This window comes from Streptomyces sp. NPDC043427 (genome assembly GCF_056436655.1).
In genome coordinates, this window is the sequence record NZ_JBWKCC010000025.1 from 64004 (window position 1) to 78539 (window position 14536).

Genomic DNA, 14536 nt, shown 5'->3' on the forward strand with positions numbered 1-14536 from the left:
GGCAGGTTGGTTCTCGTCGAAGCGAACGGAACGAACCCACCTCGGGAGGACATCCATGAAGCGCCACATCGTCGTCGCCACCGTCACCGCGGCCGCCCTGATCGGCGGCGGGGCCACGCTCGCCTTCGGGGCGGGCGGCGAGGACGACGCGCCGGCCAAGTCGTCGGCCGCGGTGTCGGCGGACGACAGGGACACCGATGGGCAGGACGACGCCCGGGACGACGCTCAGGACGACCGCGATGACCGTGACGGCGACGCCGCCGAGGCGCGCGGCAGCAAGCTGACCGCCGCTCAGGCGATCGACGCGGCCCTGAAGGCGAAGCCGGGCACGGCCGTCTCCGCCGACCTCGACGCCGGGGACGAGGACGACGTCCGCGGCTGGGAGGTCGACATCCTCGGCTCGGGTTCCACCGCGTACACCGTCCACGTTGACCAGGAGACGGGCAGGATCCTCGCGACCGAGACCGAGCAGGACGACGACGCGGCCGACGCCCGCCGTGCCCTGAAGGTCGCCACCGTCGACGCCAGGGAGGCCGCCGAGGCGGCCACCGCGAAGGGCACCGTCACCTCCGTCGACCTCGACGACGACCGCGCCGCCCGCTGGGACGTGGAGACCACGGACACCCACGGCAAGGGCCACGACTGGAACGTCGACCTGAAGACGGCGAAGGTCACGGCGGACCGGGACGACGACTGAGCGGTACGGCACCCCGGTCGACACCGGGCCGAAAGGGCGGGGCCGCGCAACCGACGCGCGGCCCCGCCCGGCCGTCAGGCACCGGAACGCCCCGACTCCACCTCCAACGCCGCCTCCGGCCTCGACGCCGCCTCCGGCACCGGCTCCGTCTCCACCGCAGCGAACGCGGTCCCGCGCGCCCCCAGAACCGCACCCGCCGCCGAAACCAGCCCCGCACCCCCCGCCGCCGCGAAGCACACCCCCAGCGACGCGTGGCTCAGCAGCAGCCCCGCCGTGACCGCGCCGCAGGCACTGCCCGCGTTCACCGCGGTGTTGATCCACGCACCCGCCCGTGTCCGCACGCCGGGCGCCGCCGTCTCGTCCGCGATGAGGTACGCCGTCGTCAGAGCCGGGGCGACGAAGACACCGGCGCAGGCCAGGGCCACCGTGAGGGTCCACGGGCCGGGGGCGAGTCCTGCCGCGCACACCGCCAGGCCCAGGCCGGCCGCCTGCCACGGCAGCCGTACGCGGGCGGGTGTGCGCCAGTCGATCATGCCGTTCACAAGGCCGCCCACCGCACTGCCCGCCGAGAGTGCGGCCAGCATCCAGGCGGCCGTGTCCCCGCCGTAGCCGTGTCGTTCGGCGAAGGCCGTCACCAGCAGGCCGACGGCGCTGAGCGTGAGGCCCGCCCCGGCCGCCACCAGGCCCGGCTGGAAGAGCCCACGCCCTCCCACTGAGTCCTTTCCTTGCCGCCGCCGTTCCGAGGACTCCCGCAACCCGCTCACCACCGGTGAGGCCACGAACGCGCACGTCCCGGCCGCGATCAGTGCCGCGGTCAGCAGCAGTCCGGCGGCCGGGGTGGCGTACCGGACCAGTACGCCGACCAGGACGGGGCCCGACACGTAGAGCAGTTCCTCGGCGACGCCGTCCAGGCTGTACGCCCGTTGCAGCAGTCGCCGGTCCTGGACCAGTTCGCCCCAGACCATGCGCATGGTGGGGCCGAGTGGGGGCGCGCAGGCGCCCGCTAGCGCGGCGACCGTGCCGAGCACCACCGCCGGGGTTCCGGCGCTCCAGGTGAGGCCGGCGAGCAGGCAGAGCAGGCCGGCGTGGAGCAGCGCCATGGGGGTCAGAGCGCGGCGCGGGCCGTGGCGGTCGACCAGGGAGGCCCGTAACGGCATCAGGACGACCGTGGAGGTCCCGAAGAGGGCCATGACGGTCCCGGCCACGGCGTACGAACCGGTCGCCCGGACCGTCGCCAGCAGCAGGGAGAGGGAGACCACCCCGTACGCCAGGCGGCCGGCGAGGGCGGCGGCGAAGGTGGTGCGGGCTCGGGGGACGCGCAGTACGGCGGCGTACGACGGCCGCGGAAGGGGTGCGGACATGCGTGAGTTCCTCGACGTGAGGCGGAGAGGGGACACCGGAGTGCCACGGCAGCCGAGCGGAGTGCTCGGCCGGCGTGCGTGGCTCGGTGTGCTCTACGCCAAGGAGAGGAACATGCGGGTCAACCTAGCAGCGCCGACGGGGGGCGACGCCCCCTCAGGACTCCGTGAGACCGGCCACCAGTTCGTCCGCCGCCCGGTACGGGTCGAGTTCGCCGGAGGTGATCCGCTCCGCGAGCGCGCTGAGGCGGCGGTCGCCGTGGAGGTCGCCGATGCGTTCGCGCAGGGCGGTGACGGCGATGGTCTCGACCTCGCGGGCGGCGCGGGACAGGCGGCGTTCGGCCAGGACGCCGTGCTCCTCCATCCAGGCGCGGTGCTTCTCCAGGGCCTCGACGACCTCGTCGACGCCCTCGCCTCGGGCGGCGACCGTCTTGACGATGGGCGGGCGCCAGTCGCCGGGGCCGCGGGACTCGCCGAGGCCCAGCATGTGGTTCAGCTCGCGGGCGGTGGCGTCCGCGCCGTCGCGGTCGGCCTTGTTGACGACGTAGACGTCGCCGATCTCCAGGATTCCGGCCTTGGCGGCCTGGATGCCGTCGCCCATGCCGGGGGCCAGCAGAACGACGGAGGTGTCGGCCTGCGAGGCGATCTCCACCTCCGACTGGCCGACGCCGACCGTCTCCACCAGGACCACGTCGCAGCCCGCCGCGTCCAGCACGCGGATCGCCTGCGGGGCGGACCAGGCCAGGCCGCCCAGGTGACCGCGGGTGGCCATCGAGCGGATGTAGACGCCCGGGTCGGAGGCGTGCTCCGACATGCGGACGCGGTCACCGAGGAGGGCGCCGCCGGAGAACGGGGAGGACGGGTCGACGGCGAGGACGCCGACCCGCTTGCCCTGCTTGCGGTAGGCGGTCACCAGCGCCGACGTCGACGTGGACTTGCCGACGCCCGGGGAGCCGGTGAGGCCCACGACGTACGCGTTGCCGGTCAGCGGGGCCAGGGCCGCCATGACCTCCCTGAGCTGCGGGGACGCCCCCTCCACCAGGGAGATCAGCCGGGCCACGGCCCGGGGCCGGCCTTCCCTGGCCTGGGCCACCAGTGTGGAGACGTCCTGCATCACAGCTCCGTTCACGAAGGTCACGACAACAGACCGGCAACAACGCTTACGCCTTCGGTACCCGCACGATCAGCGCGTCACCCTGACCGCCGCCGCCGCACAGCGCGGCCGCGCCGACGCCGCCGCCGCGCCGCTTGAGCTCCAGGGCGAGGTGCAGGACGAGGCGGGCGCCCGACATGCCGATGGGGTGGCCCAGGGCGATGGCGCCACCATTGACGTTCACCTTTTCCGTGGACACTCCGAGGTCCTTCATTGACTGGACCGCGACGGCGGCGAAGGCCTCGTTGATCTCGATCAGGTCGAGGTCGGAGACCTCCAGGCCCTCCTTCTTGAGGGCGTGCCGGATCGCGTTGGACGGCTGGGACTGCAGGGAGTTGTCCGGTCCGGCCACGTTGCCGTGGGCGCCGATCTCGGCGATCCAGTCCAGGCCGAGCTCCTGCGCCTTGGCCTTGCTCATCACGACCACGGCCGCCGCACCGTCCGAGATCTGCGAGGAGGAGCCGGCGGTGATCGTGCCGTCCCGGGTGAAGGCGGGGCGCAGCTTGCCGAGGGACTCCGCGGTGGTGTCGCCGCGGATGCCCTCGTCCTTGCTGAAGACGACCGCGTCGCCCTTGCGCTGCGGGATCTCGACCGGGGTGATCTCGGCCTCGAAGACACCGTTCTTCTGGGCGGCGGCGGCGCGCTGGTGGGACAGGGCGGCGATCTCGTCCTGCTCCGGACGGCCGATGCCGAGGCGGGTGTTGTGCTTCTCCGTCGACTCGCCCATGGCGATGTTCTCGAAGGCGTCGGTCAGGCCGTCGTAGGCCATCGCGTCGAGCATCTCCACCGCGCCGTACTTGAAGCCGTCGCGGGACTTCGGCAGCAGGTGGGGGGCGTTGGTCATGGACTCCTGACCGCCCGCGACGATGACGTCGAACTCACCCGCGCGGATCAGCTGGTCGGCGAGCGCGATGGCGTCGAGGCCCGACAGACACACCTTGTTGACGGTGAGCGCCGGGACGTTCATCGGGATGCCGGCCTTGACGGCGGCCTGGCGGGCCGGGATCTGCCCCGCACCGGCCTGGAGCACCTGCCCCATGATCACGTACTGGACCTGGTCGCCACCGATCCCCGCACGGTCGAGGGCGGCCTTGATCGCGAAGCCGCCGAGGTCGGCTCCGGAGAAGGACTTCAGCGAGCCCAGCAACCGTCCCATGGGCGTACGGGCGCCCGCGACGATCACCGAGGTGGTGCCGTTCGTTCCAGACATGAGGTGCGATCCCCTTCCGGCTTGCACAGCCGAGGAGTGAACGAGGGTTTACTTCGAATGTACTGAGCAGTATCCGGCACCGTCACGGGGCCGTCGGTGTGATCGCGCGCACGTTGCGTAACCACCTTCGGAGCGCTGCACTGAATCCATGCTGACGCGAATCGACCACATCGGGATCGCCTGTTTCGACCTCGACAAGACCGTCGAGTTCTACCGGGCGACGTACGGCTTCGAGGTCTTCCACTCCGAGGTCAACGAGGAGCAGGGGGTCCGCGAGGCCATGCTCAAGATCAACGATACGTCGGACGGGGGAGCCTCGTACCTCCAGCTCCTGGAGCCGACCCGAGAGGACTCCACCGTCGCCAAGTGGCTCGCGAAGAACGGCGAGGGCGTCCACCACATCGCTTTCGGTACGGCAGATGTCGACACCGAGGCGGCCGACATCAAGGAGAAGGGCGTACGCGTTCTGTACGAAGAGCCACGGCGCGGCTCCATGGGGTCGCGGATCACGTTCCTGCACCCGAAGGATTGCCATGGCGTTCTGACAGAACTGGTCACTTCTGCGCCTGTTGAGTCACCTGAGCACTGACCCCCGTACATATGGGCCGGTAGGGTTGGGTGCGGTCGCCGCTCCACCAGGGTGACCGCAGTCCGGGGTCCTGTGTTTCGGGGGACGAGCGACGGGGCAGCAGCTCATGCTCCGCCGTTGATCTGACACCATTCCCCGGGGGCCCCGTTCGGCGGACGGACGGAGCTCGTACGGAGAAGGTTGCGACCAGGGGACGGATGGGACCGCGCAGTGCGGGGCTACGAGAGCCAGGAGCGAGAGCCGGCGGCTGACGTCGACCACCTCACTCGGTTCGAAGCCGAGATGAAACGGCTGAAGACCGAGCGGGAAAAGGCGATCCAGCATGCCGAGGACCTCGGCTACCAGGTCGAGGTGCTGCGCGCCAAGTTGCACGAGGCGCGGCGCACCATCATGTCCCGGCCCGCCTTCGACGGCGGGGACATCGGCTATCAGGCCGAGCAGTTGCTGCGCAACGCCCAGATGCAGGCCGACCAGCTGCGCCAGGAGGCCGAGCGCGAGCTGAGCCAGGCGCGGGCGCAGACCCAGCGGATCCTCCAGGAGCACGCCGAGCAGGCCGCGCGCCTCCAGTCGGAGCTGCACCAGGAGGCCGTCTCCCGGCGCCAGCAGCTGGACCAGGAGCTGGCGGAGCGCCGGCAGACCGTCGAGTCGCACGTCAACGAGAACGTCGCCTGGGCGGAGCAGCTGCGCGCCCGTACGGAGCAGCAGGCCCGCCGTCTCCTCGAGGAGTCGCGTGCCGAGGCCGAGCAGGCGCTGGCCGCGGCCCGCGCCGAGGCCGAGCGGGTCGCCTCCGAGGCCCGGCAGCGGCTCCAGAGCGAGGCCGAGTCGGCCCGCGCGGAGGCCGAGCAGTTGCTGCGCCGTGCCCGTGCGGACGCCGAGCGGCTGCTGAACGCGGCCTCCACGCAGGCGCAGGAGGCCACCGACCACGCCGAGCAGCTGCGCACCTCCACCGCGACCGAGTCTGACGCCGCGCGCCGCCAGGCGGGTGAACTCAGCCGTGCCGCCGAGCAGCGCATGGCCGAGGCGGAGACCGCGCTGCGCGAGGCGCGCACCGAGGCCGAGAAGCTGGTCACCGAGGCCAAGACCGCCGCCGAGAAGGCCCTCGCCAGCGCCGAGACGACCAACGAGCAGCGCACCCGTACGGCGAAGGAGCAGGTCGCCCGGCTGGTCACCGAGGCCACCAAGGAGGCCGAGACCGCCAGGGCGGACGCCGAGCAGCTCGTCGCCGACGCCCGCGCCGAGGCCGAGAAGGTCTTGGCGGAGGCCGCCGAGAAGGCCCGTACGCTCACCGCCGAGGAGAGCGCGACCCAGCTGTCGAAGGCGGCCAAGACCGCCGAGGACGTCCTCAACAAGGCACAGGAGGACGCCCGCAGCACCACGAAGGCGGCGTCCGAGGAGGCGGAGCGGATCCGCCGCGAGGCCGAGGCCGAGGCGGACCGGCTGCGCGCCGAGGCGCACGACATCGCCGAGCAGCTCAAGGGCGCCGCGAAGGACGACACCAAGGAGTACCGCGCCAAGACGGTCGAGCTGCAGGAGGAGGCCCGCAGGCTGCGCGGCGAGGCCGAGCAGCTGCGCTCCGAGGCGGTCGCCGAGGGCGACAAGATCCGCGCGGAGGCCCGCAAGGAGGCCGTCCAGCAGATCGAGGAGGCGGCGAAGACCGCCGAGGAACTGCTGGCGAAGGCGAAGGTCGACGCCGACGAGCTGCGCCAGAAGGCCACCACGGACAGCGAGAAGGTCCGCACGGAGGCCATCGAGCGGGCGACGACACTGCGTCGGCAAGCCGAGGAGACCCTGGAGCGCACCCGCGCGGAGGCCGAGCGCCAGCGCGACGAGGCGGTGGAGCTGGCCGAGACCATCACCTCCAACGCCGAGCAGGCGGCGCGTGAGCTGCGTGAGGAGACCGAGCGCGCGGTCGCGGCCCGGCAGGAGGAGGCCGCCGAGGAGCTGAGGCGGCTGCAGTCGGACGCCGAGCAGCGGCTCGTCGCCGCCGAGCAGGCGCTGACGGACGCACGGGAGGAGGCCGCGCGGATCCGCCGCGAGGCCGCCGAGGAGACCGAGCGGCTGCGCGGTGAGGCCGCCGAGCGGATCCGTACGCTCCAGCAGCAGGCCGAGGACGAGGCCGAGCGGCTGCGCAACGAGGCCGCGGCCGACGCGTCCGCGTCCCGCGCCGAGGGCGAGTCCGTCGCCGTACGTCTGCGGTCGGAGGCCGCGGCCGAGGCGGAGCGGCTTAAGTCGGAGGCCCAGGACACCGCCGACCGGGTGCGCGCGGAGGCGCAGGCCGCCGCGGAGCGGCTGGCCACGGAGGCGTCGGAGACGCTGGCCGCCGCCCAGGAGGAGGCCGCCCGGCGTCGCCGCGAGGCCGAGGAAACCCTCGGCTCCGCCCGCCAGGAGGCCGACCAGGAGCGTGAGCGGGCCCGCGAGCAGAGCGAGGAGCTGCTGGCGTCGGCGCGCAAGCGCGTGGAGGACGCCCAGGCCGAGGCCGTTCGCCTGGTCGAGGAGGCCGACCGGCGCGCCGGCGAGATGGTGTCGGCGGCCGAGCAGCACGCCCAGCAGGTGCGGGACTCCGTCGCCGGGCTGCACGAGCAGGCGCAGGAGGAGATCACCGGGCTGCGCAGTGCCGCCGAGCACGCGGCGGACCGTACGCGCCGGGAGGCCGAGGAGGAGGCGGACCGGGTCCGCTCCGACGCCTACGCCGAGCGGGAGCGGGCCGGCGAGGACGCGGCCCGGCTGCGGCGCCAGACGCACGAGGAGTCGGAGGCCGCCAAGGCGCTGGCCGAGCGTACGGTCGCGGAGGCGATCGAGGAGTCGGAGCGGCTGCGTTCGGACGCGGCGGCGCACGCCCAGCGCGTGCGCACGGAGGCGTCGGACACCATCGCGCAGGCCGAGCAGGACGCCTCCCGCACCCGGGCGGACGCCCGCGAGGACGCCAACCGGATCCGGTCGGACGCGGCGACGCAGGCGGACACCCTCATCACCGAGGCGCGGTCCGAGGCGGAGCGGCTGCAGACGGAGACCATCGCGGAGGCCGAGCGGCTCCAGTCGGAGACGGCCGCCGAGGCGGAGCGGGTACGGACCGAGGCGCTGAACGAGGCCGAGCGGCTGCGGTCGGAGACCCTCGCCCAGGCCGAGCAGGTCCTCGCGGACGCGAGCGGCGAGGCGGAGCGGCTGCGTGCCGAGGCCGCCGACACGGTGGCGTCCGCGCAGCAGCACGCTGAGCGGACCCGCGCCGAGGCGGAGCGTGTCAGGGCGGAGGCGGCCGCGGAGGCCGACCGCATGATGGCCGTGGCGCGCGAGGAGGCCGACTCGACGCTGGACGAGGCCCGCAAGGACGCCAACAAGCGGCGCTCCGAGGCGGCCGAGCAGGTCGACAAGCTCATCACGGAGACCACGGCCGAGGCGGACAAGCTGCTCACCGAGGCGCAGCAGCAGGCGCTGAAGACCACCGCGGACGCCGAGTCGCAGGCGGACACGATGGTCGGCGCCGCCCGCGCGGAGGCCGACCGGCTCGTCTCCGAGGCGACGCGCGAGGGCAACGGGCGGGTGGAGAAGGCCCGTACGGACGCGGACGAACTGCTCGTCGGCGCGCGCCGGGACGCCACGGCGATCCGGGAGCGCGCGGAGGAGCTGCGTGAGCGGCTCACGGCGGAGATCGAGGAGCTGCACGAGCGGGCCCGCCGCGAGGCCGCCGAGACGATGAAGTCGACGGGAGACCGCTGCGACGCGCTGATCAGGGCGGCGGAGGAACAGCTCGCCAAGGCGCAGGCCAAGGCGAAGGAGCTGGTGTCGGACGCCAACTCCGAGGCGGGCAAGGTCCGTATCGCCGCGGTGAAGAAGGCCGAGGGGCTGCTGAAGGAGGCCGAGCAGAAGAAGTCGGCGCTCGTTCGGGAGGCCGAGGAGCTGAAGGCCGAGGCGATCCGCGAGGCCAGGCGCACGGTCGAGGAGGGCAAGCGGGAGCTGGAGGTGCTGGTGCGCCGCCGCGAGGACATCAACGCCGAGATCTCCCGTGTCCAGGACGTCCTGGAGGCGTTGGAGTCTTTCGAGGCCCCGTCGGGGGCCAAGGACGCAGCGGTCAAGGCCGGTGCCTCGGTGGGCGCTCCTCGATCGGGTGGCAAGTCCTCGGAGAGCTAGCGGGGCGGTCGGGTTCCGGTGTTGTCTGGGGCATTTGACCAAGTTTTTGGCAAGCCGTCCCGGGGTTAGCCACTCAAAAGGGGTGTCATTCTCCAGATCGAAACCGTATCCGCTCGATGACACACCGCTTCGGCCCCTAGGATTCCCCCTATCACCTCACCGGTCTCATTCGACAGGAACCCCATGAGCGACACTTCCCCCTACGGCTTCGAGCTTGTGCGGCGTGGATACGACCGCGCGCAGGTGGACGACCGCATCTCGAAGCTCGTCTCCGACCGTGACAGCGCTCTGGCCCGTATCACCGCCCTCGAGAAGCGCATCGAGGAGCTCCACCTCGAGACGCAGAACGCCCAGGCACAGGTGAGCGACGCCGAGCCGTCGTACGCCGGTCTCGGCGCGCGTGTCGAGAAGATCCTGCGCCTCGCGGAGGAGGAGGCCAAGGACCTGCGCGAGGAGGCCCGTCGCGCCGCCGAGCAGCACCGCGAACTCGCCGAGTCCGCGGCCCAGCAGGTCCGCAACGACGCAGAATCGTTCGCTGCGGAGCGCAAGGCCAAGGCGGAGGACGAAGGCGTCCGGATCGTCGAGAAGGCCAAGAGCGACGCCTCGCAGCTGCGTTCCGAGGCGCAGAAGGACGCGCAGTCGAAGCGTGAGGAGGCCGACGCCCTCTTCGAGGAGACCCGCGCCAAGGCCGCCCAGGCCGCCGCCGACTTCGAGACCAACCTGGCCAAGCGCCGCGAGCAGTCCGAGCGCGACCTGGCCTCGCGTCAGCAGAAGGCCGAGAAGCGCCTGGCGGAGATCGAGCACCGCGCCGAGCAGCTGCGCCTGGAGGCGGAGAAGCTGCGCACCGACGCCGAGCGCCGCGCCCGCCAGACGGTGGAGACCGCCCAGCGCCAGGCCGAGGACATCGTCGCGGACGCGAACGCCAAGGCCGACCGCATCCGCTCGGAATCCGAGCGCGAGCTTGCCGCCCTGACCAACCGCCGCGACTCCATCAACGCCCAGCTCACCAACGTGCGCGAAATGCTCGCCACGCTCACGGGCGCCGCGGTGGCCGCCGCCGGCACGCCGGCCGACGACGAGCCGATCTCCCGCGGGGTCCCGGCGCAGCAGTCCCGGTAACGTTCCGGCGGCTGACATGTGAACAACTGCGAAGCCCTCTGCCACTGCGGTGGCAGAGGGCTTCGTCGCGTTCTAGCGTGAACCGCATGATCGAGCTCGAGGGGCTGACGAAGCGGTACGGCGAGAAGGTGGCGGTCAACAACCTCACATTCACCGTCAGACCGGGCATCGTGACCGGGTTCCTCGGGCCCAACGGGGCCGGGAAGTCGACGACGATGCGCATGGTGCTGGGGCTCGACCGGCCCACCGCCGGAAAGGTCCGCATCGACGGCAAGCGCTACGAGCAGCTGAAGGACCCGCTGACGTACATCGGTGCCCTGCTGGACGCGAAGGGCGTGCACGGCGGGCGCAGCGCCTTCAACCATCTGCTGTGCCTCGCGCAGAGCAACGGCATCCCGAGGAAGCGGGTGTTCGAGGTCCTCGACACGGTCGGGCTGACCGCGGTCGCCCGGAAGAAGGCCAAGGGGTTCTCGCTGGGCATGGGGCAGCGGCTCGGCATCGCGGGCGCGCTCCTCGGCGACCCGCGGATCCTGATGTTCGACGAGCCGGTCAACGGCCTCGACCCCGAGGGCATCCACTGGATCCGCAACGTGATGAAGTCGCTGGCGGCCCAGGGGCGGACGGTGTTCGTGTCGAGTCACCTGATGAGCGAGATGGCGCTGACCGCCGACCACCTCGTCGTGATCGGCCAGGGACGGCTGCTCGCCGACACCTCCATGGCCGACTTCATCGAGCGCAACTCGCGCTCCTACGTCCGGATCCGCTCCCCCCAGCGCGAGCGACTGCTCGACGTGCTGCACGGGGCCGGGATCACCGTCGTGGAGACCGGCAACGGCACGCTCGAGGTGGACGGCGGCAAGTCGGAGCTGATCGGGGAGCTCGCCGCGCGGCACCAGCTCGTGCTGCACGAGCTGAGCCCCCAGCAGGCCTCGCTGGAGGAGGCGTTCATGCAGCTGACCGCGGAGTCGGTCGAGTACCACGCCCACACCGACGCGCCCGTGTCCCCGCAGTGGGGCGACGACTGGAGGAGGAGCTGAGCATGGCGGCGACCCAGGTCATCCGCTCCGAGTGGACGAAGATCCGCTCCGTCGCGTCCACCGTGTGGACGCTCTCCCTCGCCGTGGTCGTCACCATCGCCCTCGGCATGCTGATCTCCGCGCTGTCGAAGAACGAGTTCGACACGATGAGCGACCGGGACCGGCTCTCCTTCGACCCGACGTTCATCAGCTTCGCCGGGATGACCCTCGGTCAGCTCGCGATGATCGTGTTCGGGGTGCTGGTGGTCTCCAACGAGTACAGCACCGGCATGATCCGCACCTCCCTGGCCGCCGTGCCGCGGCGGGGCACCTTCCTGTTCAGCAAGATCGCGGTGGCCACCGGGCTCGCCCTGGTCGTCGCCATGGCCACCAGCTTCGCCACGTTCTTCCTGGGGCAGGCGATGCTCGGCTCGCACCGCACGGAGCTCGGCGACCCCGGTGTGCTGCGCGCGGTCGTCGGCGGCGGCCTCTACATGACCCTCATCGCGGTGTTCTCGATGGGCGTGGCCACGATGCTGCGTTCGCCGATGCTGTCGCTGGGCATCCTGATGCCGTTCTTCTTCCTCATCTCCAACATCCTCGGCAACGTCGACGCGACGAAGAAGATCGGCCGGTTCCTGCCCGACCAGGCCGGCAGCCGGATCATGCAGGTGGTCACCCCGGTCGACGACGACACCCCGTACGGGCCCTGGGGCGGCCTCGGCATCATGCTGCTGTGGGTGGTGGCGGCCCTGGTGGGCGGTTACGTCCTGCTGAAGAGGAGGGACGCCTGACCGGTCGGGCCCGTGTGGCTCGACCTTTTACCTGCTCTTGGATGGAACCGTCAGCGCCCGGATATCCTCCTAACCCTTACGGGGGGCGTGTGCCCCGCTGTCCTGAACCTTTCGATGGGTGCGGAGCATGATCGAGGCAGTCGGCCTGACCAAGCGCTACGGCGACAAGACCGCTGTGTACAACCTTTCCTTCCAGGTGCGGCCGGGCGCCGTCACCGGCTTCCTCGGGCCCAACGGCTCCGGCAAGTCGACGACCATGAGGATGATCCTCGGCCTGGACAACCCCACCTCGGGGTCGGTGACGATCGGCGGCTACCCGTACCGCAAGCTGCCGAACGCGCCCCGCCAGGTCGGCGCCCTGCTGGACGCCAAGGCCGTGCACGGCGGTCGCGCCGCCCGCAACCACCTGCTGAGCCTGGCCCAGCTGTCGGGCATCCCGGCGCGGCGCGTGGACGAGGTGCTGGGCGTGGTCGGACTCCAGGACGTGGCCCGCAAGCGGTCCAAGGGGTTCTCGCTCGGTATGGGCCAGCGGCTCGGCATCGCGGCCGCGCTCCTCGGCGACCCCCAGGTGCTGCTCTTCGACGAGCCGGTCAACGGCCTCGACCCCGAGGGCATCCTGTGGGTGCGCAACCTGATGAAGGCGCTCGCCGCGGAGGGCCGTACGGTCTTCGTCTCCTCCCACCTGATGAGCGAGATGGCGCTGACCGCCGACCACCTGATCGTCATCGGGCGCGGGCAGCTGCTCTCCGACATGAGCGTGAAGGACTTCATCTCGGCCAACTCCGCCGACTTCGCCCGTGTGCGCACCCCGGACACCGAGCCGCAGCTCCGCGAGAAGCTGACGTCGGCGCTGACCGAGGCCGGCGGGCAGGTGATGCCGGAGCAGGACGGCGCGCTGCGGGTGACGGGACTGCCGCTCCCCCGCATCAGCGACATCGCGCACGACACCGACGTACGCCTGTGGGAGCTGTCGCCGCATCAGGCTTCGCTGGAGGAGGCGTACATGCGGATGACGCAGGGCGCCGTCGACTACCGCTCGACCATCGACCAGAAGGCCGGCCTCCAGCAGCCGCTGCCGCCCGGCGCGCAGCCGCCGATGCCGGTGCCGGGGCAGGGCCAGCCGGGCTGGTACGCGCCTCCGCCGCCGCAGCAGGGCGGGCAGCCCTTCGCACCGCCGCAGGGCCAGCCGGGACAGGCCCCCACGGGCCCGTACGGCGGCCCGCAGCCGCCCACCGGGCCGTACGGCGCCCCGGGTGCCCCCGCGGCTCCGGGCGCCCCCGTGGCCGCTCCCGGCCCCGGCCAGCCGAACCCGTACGCGCAGCAGGCCCCGGCGGCACCGCAGGGTCAGGCCCCGGCGGCCGCGCCGGCGCCGGCTCAGGCCGCCGCACCGGCCCAGCCCACCTCGGCCCCTCAGCCCGCCTCCGCCCCTCAGCCCGCCGTCGACACGACCAAGTCCGAGGACGCCCGATGAGCACCCCGCAGCCCCCGATGCCACAGGCCGCACCCAACTGGCAGGCGGCGCCCGGGCCTTCGCACCCCGGTTACACCTCGCCGATCCCCGTCGTGCGCACGCACCTCGGGCACGCCCTCGCCTCGGAGTGGACGAAGATCAAGTCGGTGCGCTCCACGATGTGGACGCTGGGCGTGTTCGTCCTGCTCGTCATCGGCATCGGACTGGGGACCGGCGCGCTGGTCTCCGCCAACACCGGGGAGGGCGACCTGTCCGGCGAGAACCCGCTGTCGTTCGGCTTCTTCGGGCTGCTCCTGGGCAGCATGTGCGTCATCACGCTCGGCGTGCTGACCACGGCCTCGGAGTACGGCACCGGCATGATCCGGACGACGATGACCGCGTGCCCGTCCCGGGGGCGGGTGTTGGCGGCCAAGGCGATCGTCTTCTTCGCGGTCGCGTTCGTCGTCACGCTGGTCTCGGCCCTGCTCGTCGCCTTCGCGGACGTGGCCATGCTGAGTGGCACGAGGTCGCCTTCGGGCGGCGAGTGGCTGAAGGGCACGGTCGGTGTCTCGCTCTACATCGCGCTGCTCGGGCTGCTCTCGCTCCTGGTCGGCTCGATCATCCGGCACTCCGCGGGTGCCATCACCATCATGATCGGCCTGGTCCTCGCCCCGCTGGTCATCGCGCTGTTCATGTTCTCGGAGTCGCTGGAGGGCCTGCGTCAGGCCCTGTTCGAGTACTCGATCCCGAACCAGCTCAGCGTCTTCTACTCCACCTCGCTCACCGACTCCGGCCCGGCCGGCTGGGACCCGCTGTGGATCATCCTGGGCGTCACGGCCGCCGCGTTCGCAGGCGCGGTCGCCCTGCTGGAGAAGCGGGACGTGTAACAGGTCTCAGAATCTCGGCGCGTTACGGGACCGGGGGGGGGGGGGGGGGGGGGGGGGGGGGGGGGGGGGGGGGGGGGGGGGGGGGGGGGGGGGGGGGGGGGGGGGGGGAGGGGGGGGTAAAGGGAAAGAAAGGAAGAA

Annotated in this window: 11 protein-coding genes; 8 read left to right on the forward strand and 3 right to left on the reverse strand. The window is 72.1% G+C overall.

What is annotated here, in order from left to right:
• Window positions 1-55 precede the first annotated feature (55 nt).
• On the forward strand, window positions 56-697 hold the full coding sequence (locus tag AC067M_RS31935; protein WP_478700522.1) for a PepSY domain-containing protein: 642 nt from the start codon (window positions 56-58) through the stop codon (window positions 695-697).
• A 74-nt stretch (window positions 698-771) separates the two neighbouring features.
• Here AC067M_RS31935 and AC067M_RS31940 read toward each other — a convergent pair whose 3' ends face one another.
• The 3 genes from AC067M_RS31940 to AC067M_RS31950 form a co-directional block, all read right to left on the reverse strand.
• Entirely contained in the window at window positions 772-2058 is a 1287-nt protein-coding gene (locus tag AC067M_RS31940; protein ID WP_478700523.1) for an MFS transporter, read from the reverse strand.
• Window positions 2059-2212: 154 nt separating this feature from the next.
• Window positions 2213-3169 carry a methylmalonyl Co-A mutase-associated GTPase MeaB gene (meaB, locus tag AC067M_RS31945; protein WP_478700597.1) on the reverse strand — a complete coding sequence of 319 codons (957 nt, stop codon included), beginning with the start codon at window positions 3167-3169 and terminating at the stop codon, window positions 2213-2215.
• Between the two features lie 46 nt (window positions 3170-3215).
• Complete coding sequence (locus AC067M_RS31950; RefSeq protein WP_478700524.1) at window positions 3216-4418, reverse strand: acetyl-CoA C-acetyltransferase; 1203 nt, start codon at window positions 4416-4418, stop codon at window positions 3216-3218.
• 148 nt (window positions 4419-4566) lie between these two features.
• Here AC067M_RS31950 and mce point away from each other — a divergent pair, with 148 nt between their 5' ends.
• The 7 genes from mce (at window position 4567) to AC067M_RS31985 (ending at window position 14398) form a co-directional block, all read left to right on the forward strand.
• The gene (mce, locus tag AC067M_RS31955; RefSeq protein WP_389427415.1) at window positions 4567-5007 is read left to right on the forward strand and encodes a methylmalonyl-CoA epimerase; all 441 of its coding nucleotides are present in this window, start codon (window positions 4567-4569) and stop codon (window positions 5005-5007) included.
• 210 nt (window positions 5008-5217) lie between these two features.
• Entirely contained in the window at window positions 5218-9132 is a 3915-nt protein-coding gene (gene scy, locus AC067M_RS31960; protein WP_478700525.1) for a polarized growth protein Scy, read from the forward strand.
• A gap of 183 nt (window positions 9133-9315) precedes the next feature.
• Window positions 9316-10251: a coiled-coil domain-containing protein gene (locus tag AC067M_RS31965; RefSeq protein ID WP_133927059.1), complete on the forward strand. Its 936-nt coding sequence runs from the start codon at window positions 9316-9318 to the stop codon at window positions 10249-10251.
• A gap of 86 nt (window positions 10252-10337) precedes the next feature.
• Window positions 10338-11288, forward strand: coding sequence for an ATP-binding cassette domain-containing protein (locus tag AC067M_RS31970; RefSeq protein WP_478700526.1), 951 nt, complete (start codon window positions 10338-10340; stop codon window positions 11286-11288).
• A gap of 2 nt (window positions 11289-11290) precedes the next feature.
• On the forward strand, window positions 11291-12061 hold the full coding sequence (locus tag AC067M_RS31975) for an ABC transporter permease (RefSeq protein WP_478700527.1): 771 nt from the start codon (window positions 11291-11293) through the stop codon (window positions 12059-12061).
• A gap of 127 nt (window positions 12062-12188) precedes the next feature.
• The gene (locus AC067M_RS31980) at window positions 12189-13532 is read left to right on the forward strand and encodes an ABC transporter ATP-binding protein (protein ID WP_478700528.1); all 1344 of its coding nucleotides are present in this window, start codon (window positions 12189-12191) and stop codon (window positions 13530-13532) included.
• Window positions 13529-14398, forward strand: coding sequence for an ABC transporter permease (locus AC067M_RS31985; protein ID WP_478700529.1), 870 nt, complete (start codon window positions 13529-13531; stop codon window positions 14396-14398). Before AC067M_RS31980 ends, AC067M_RS31985 begins: the two co-directional genes overlap by 4 nt.
• The last annotated feature ends 138 nt before the right edge of the window (window positions 14399-14536 follow it).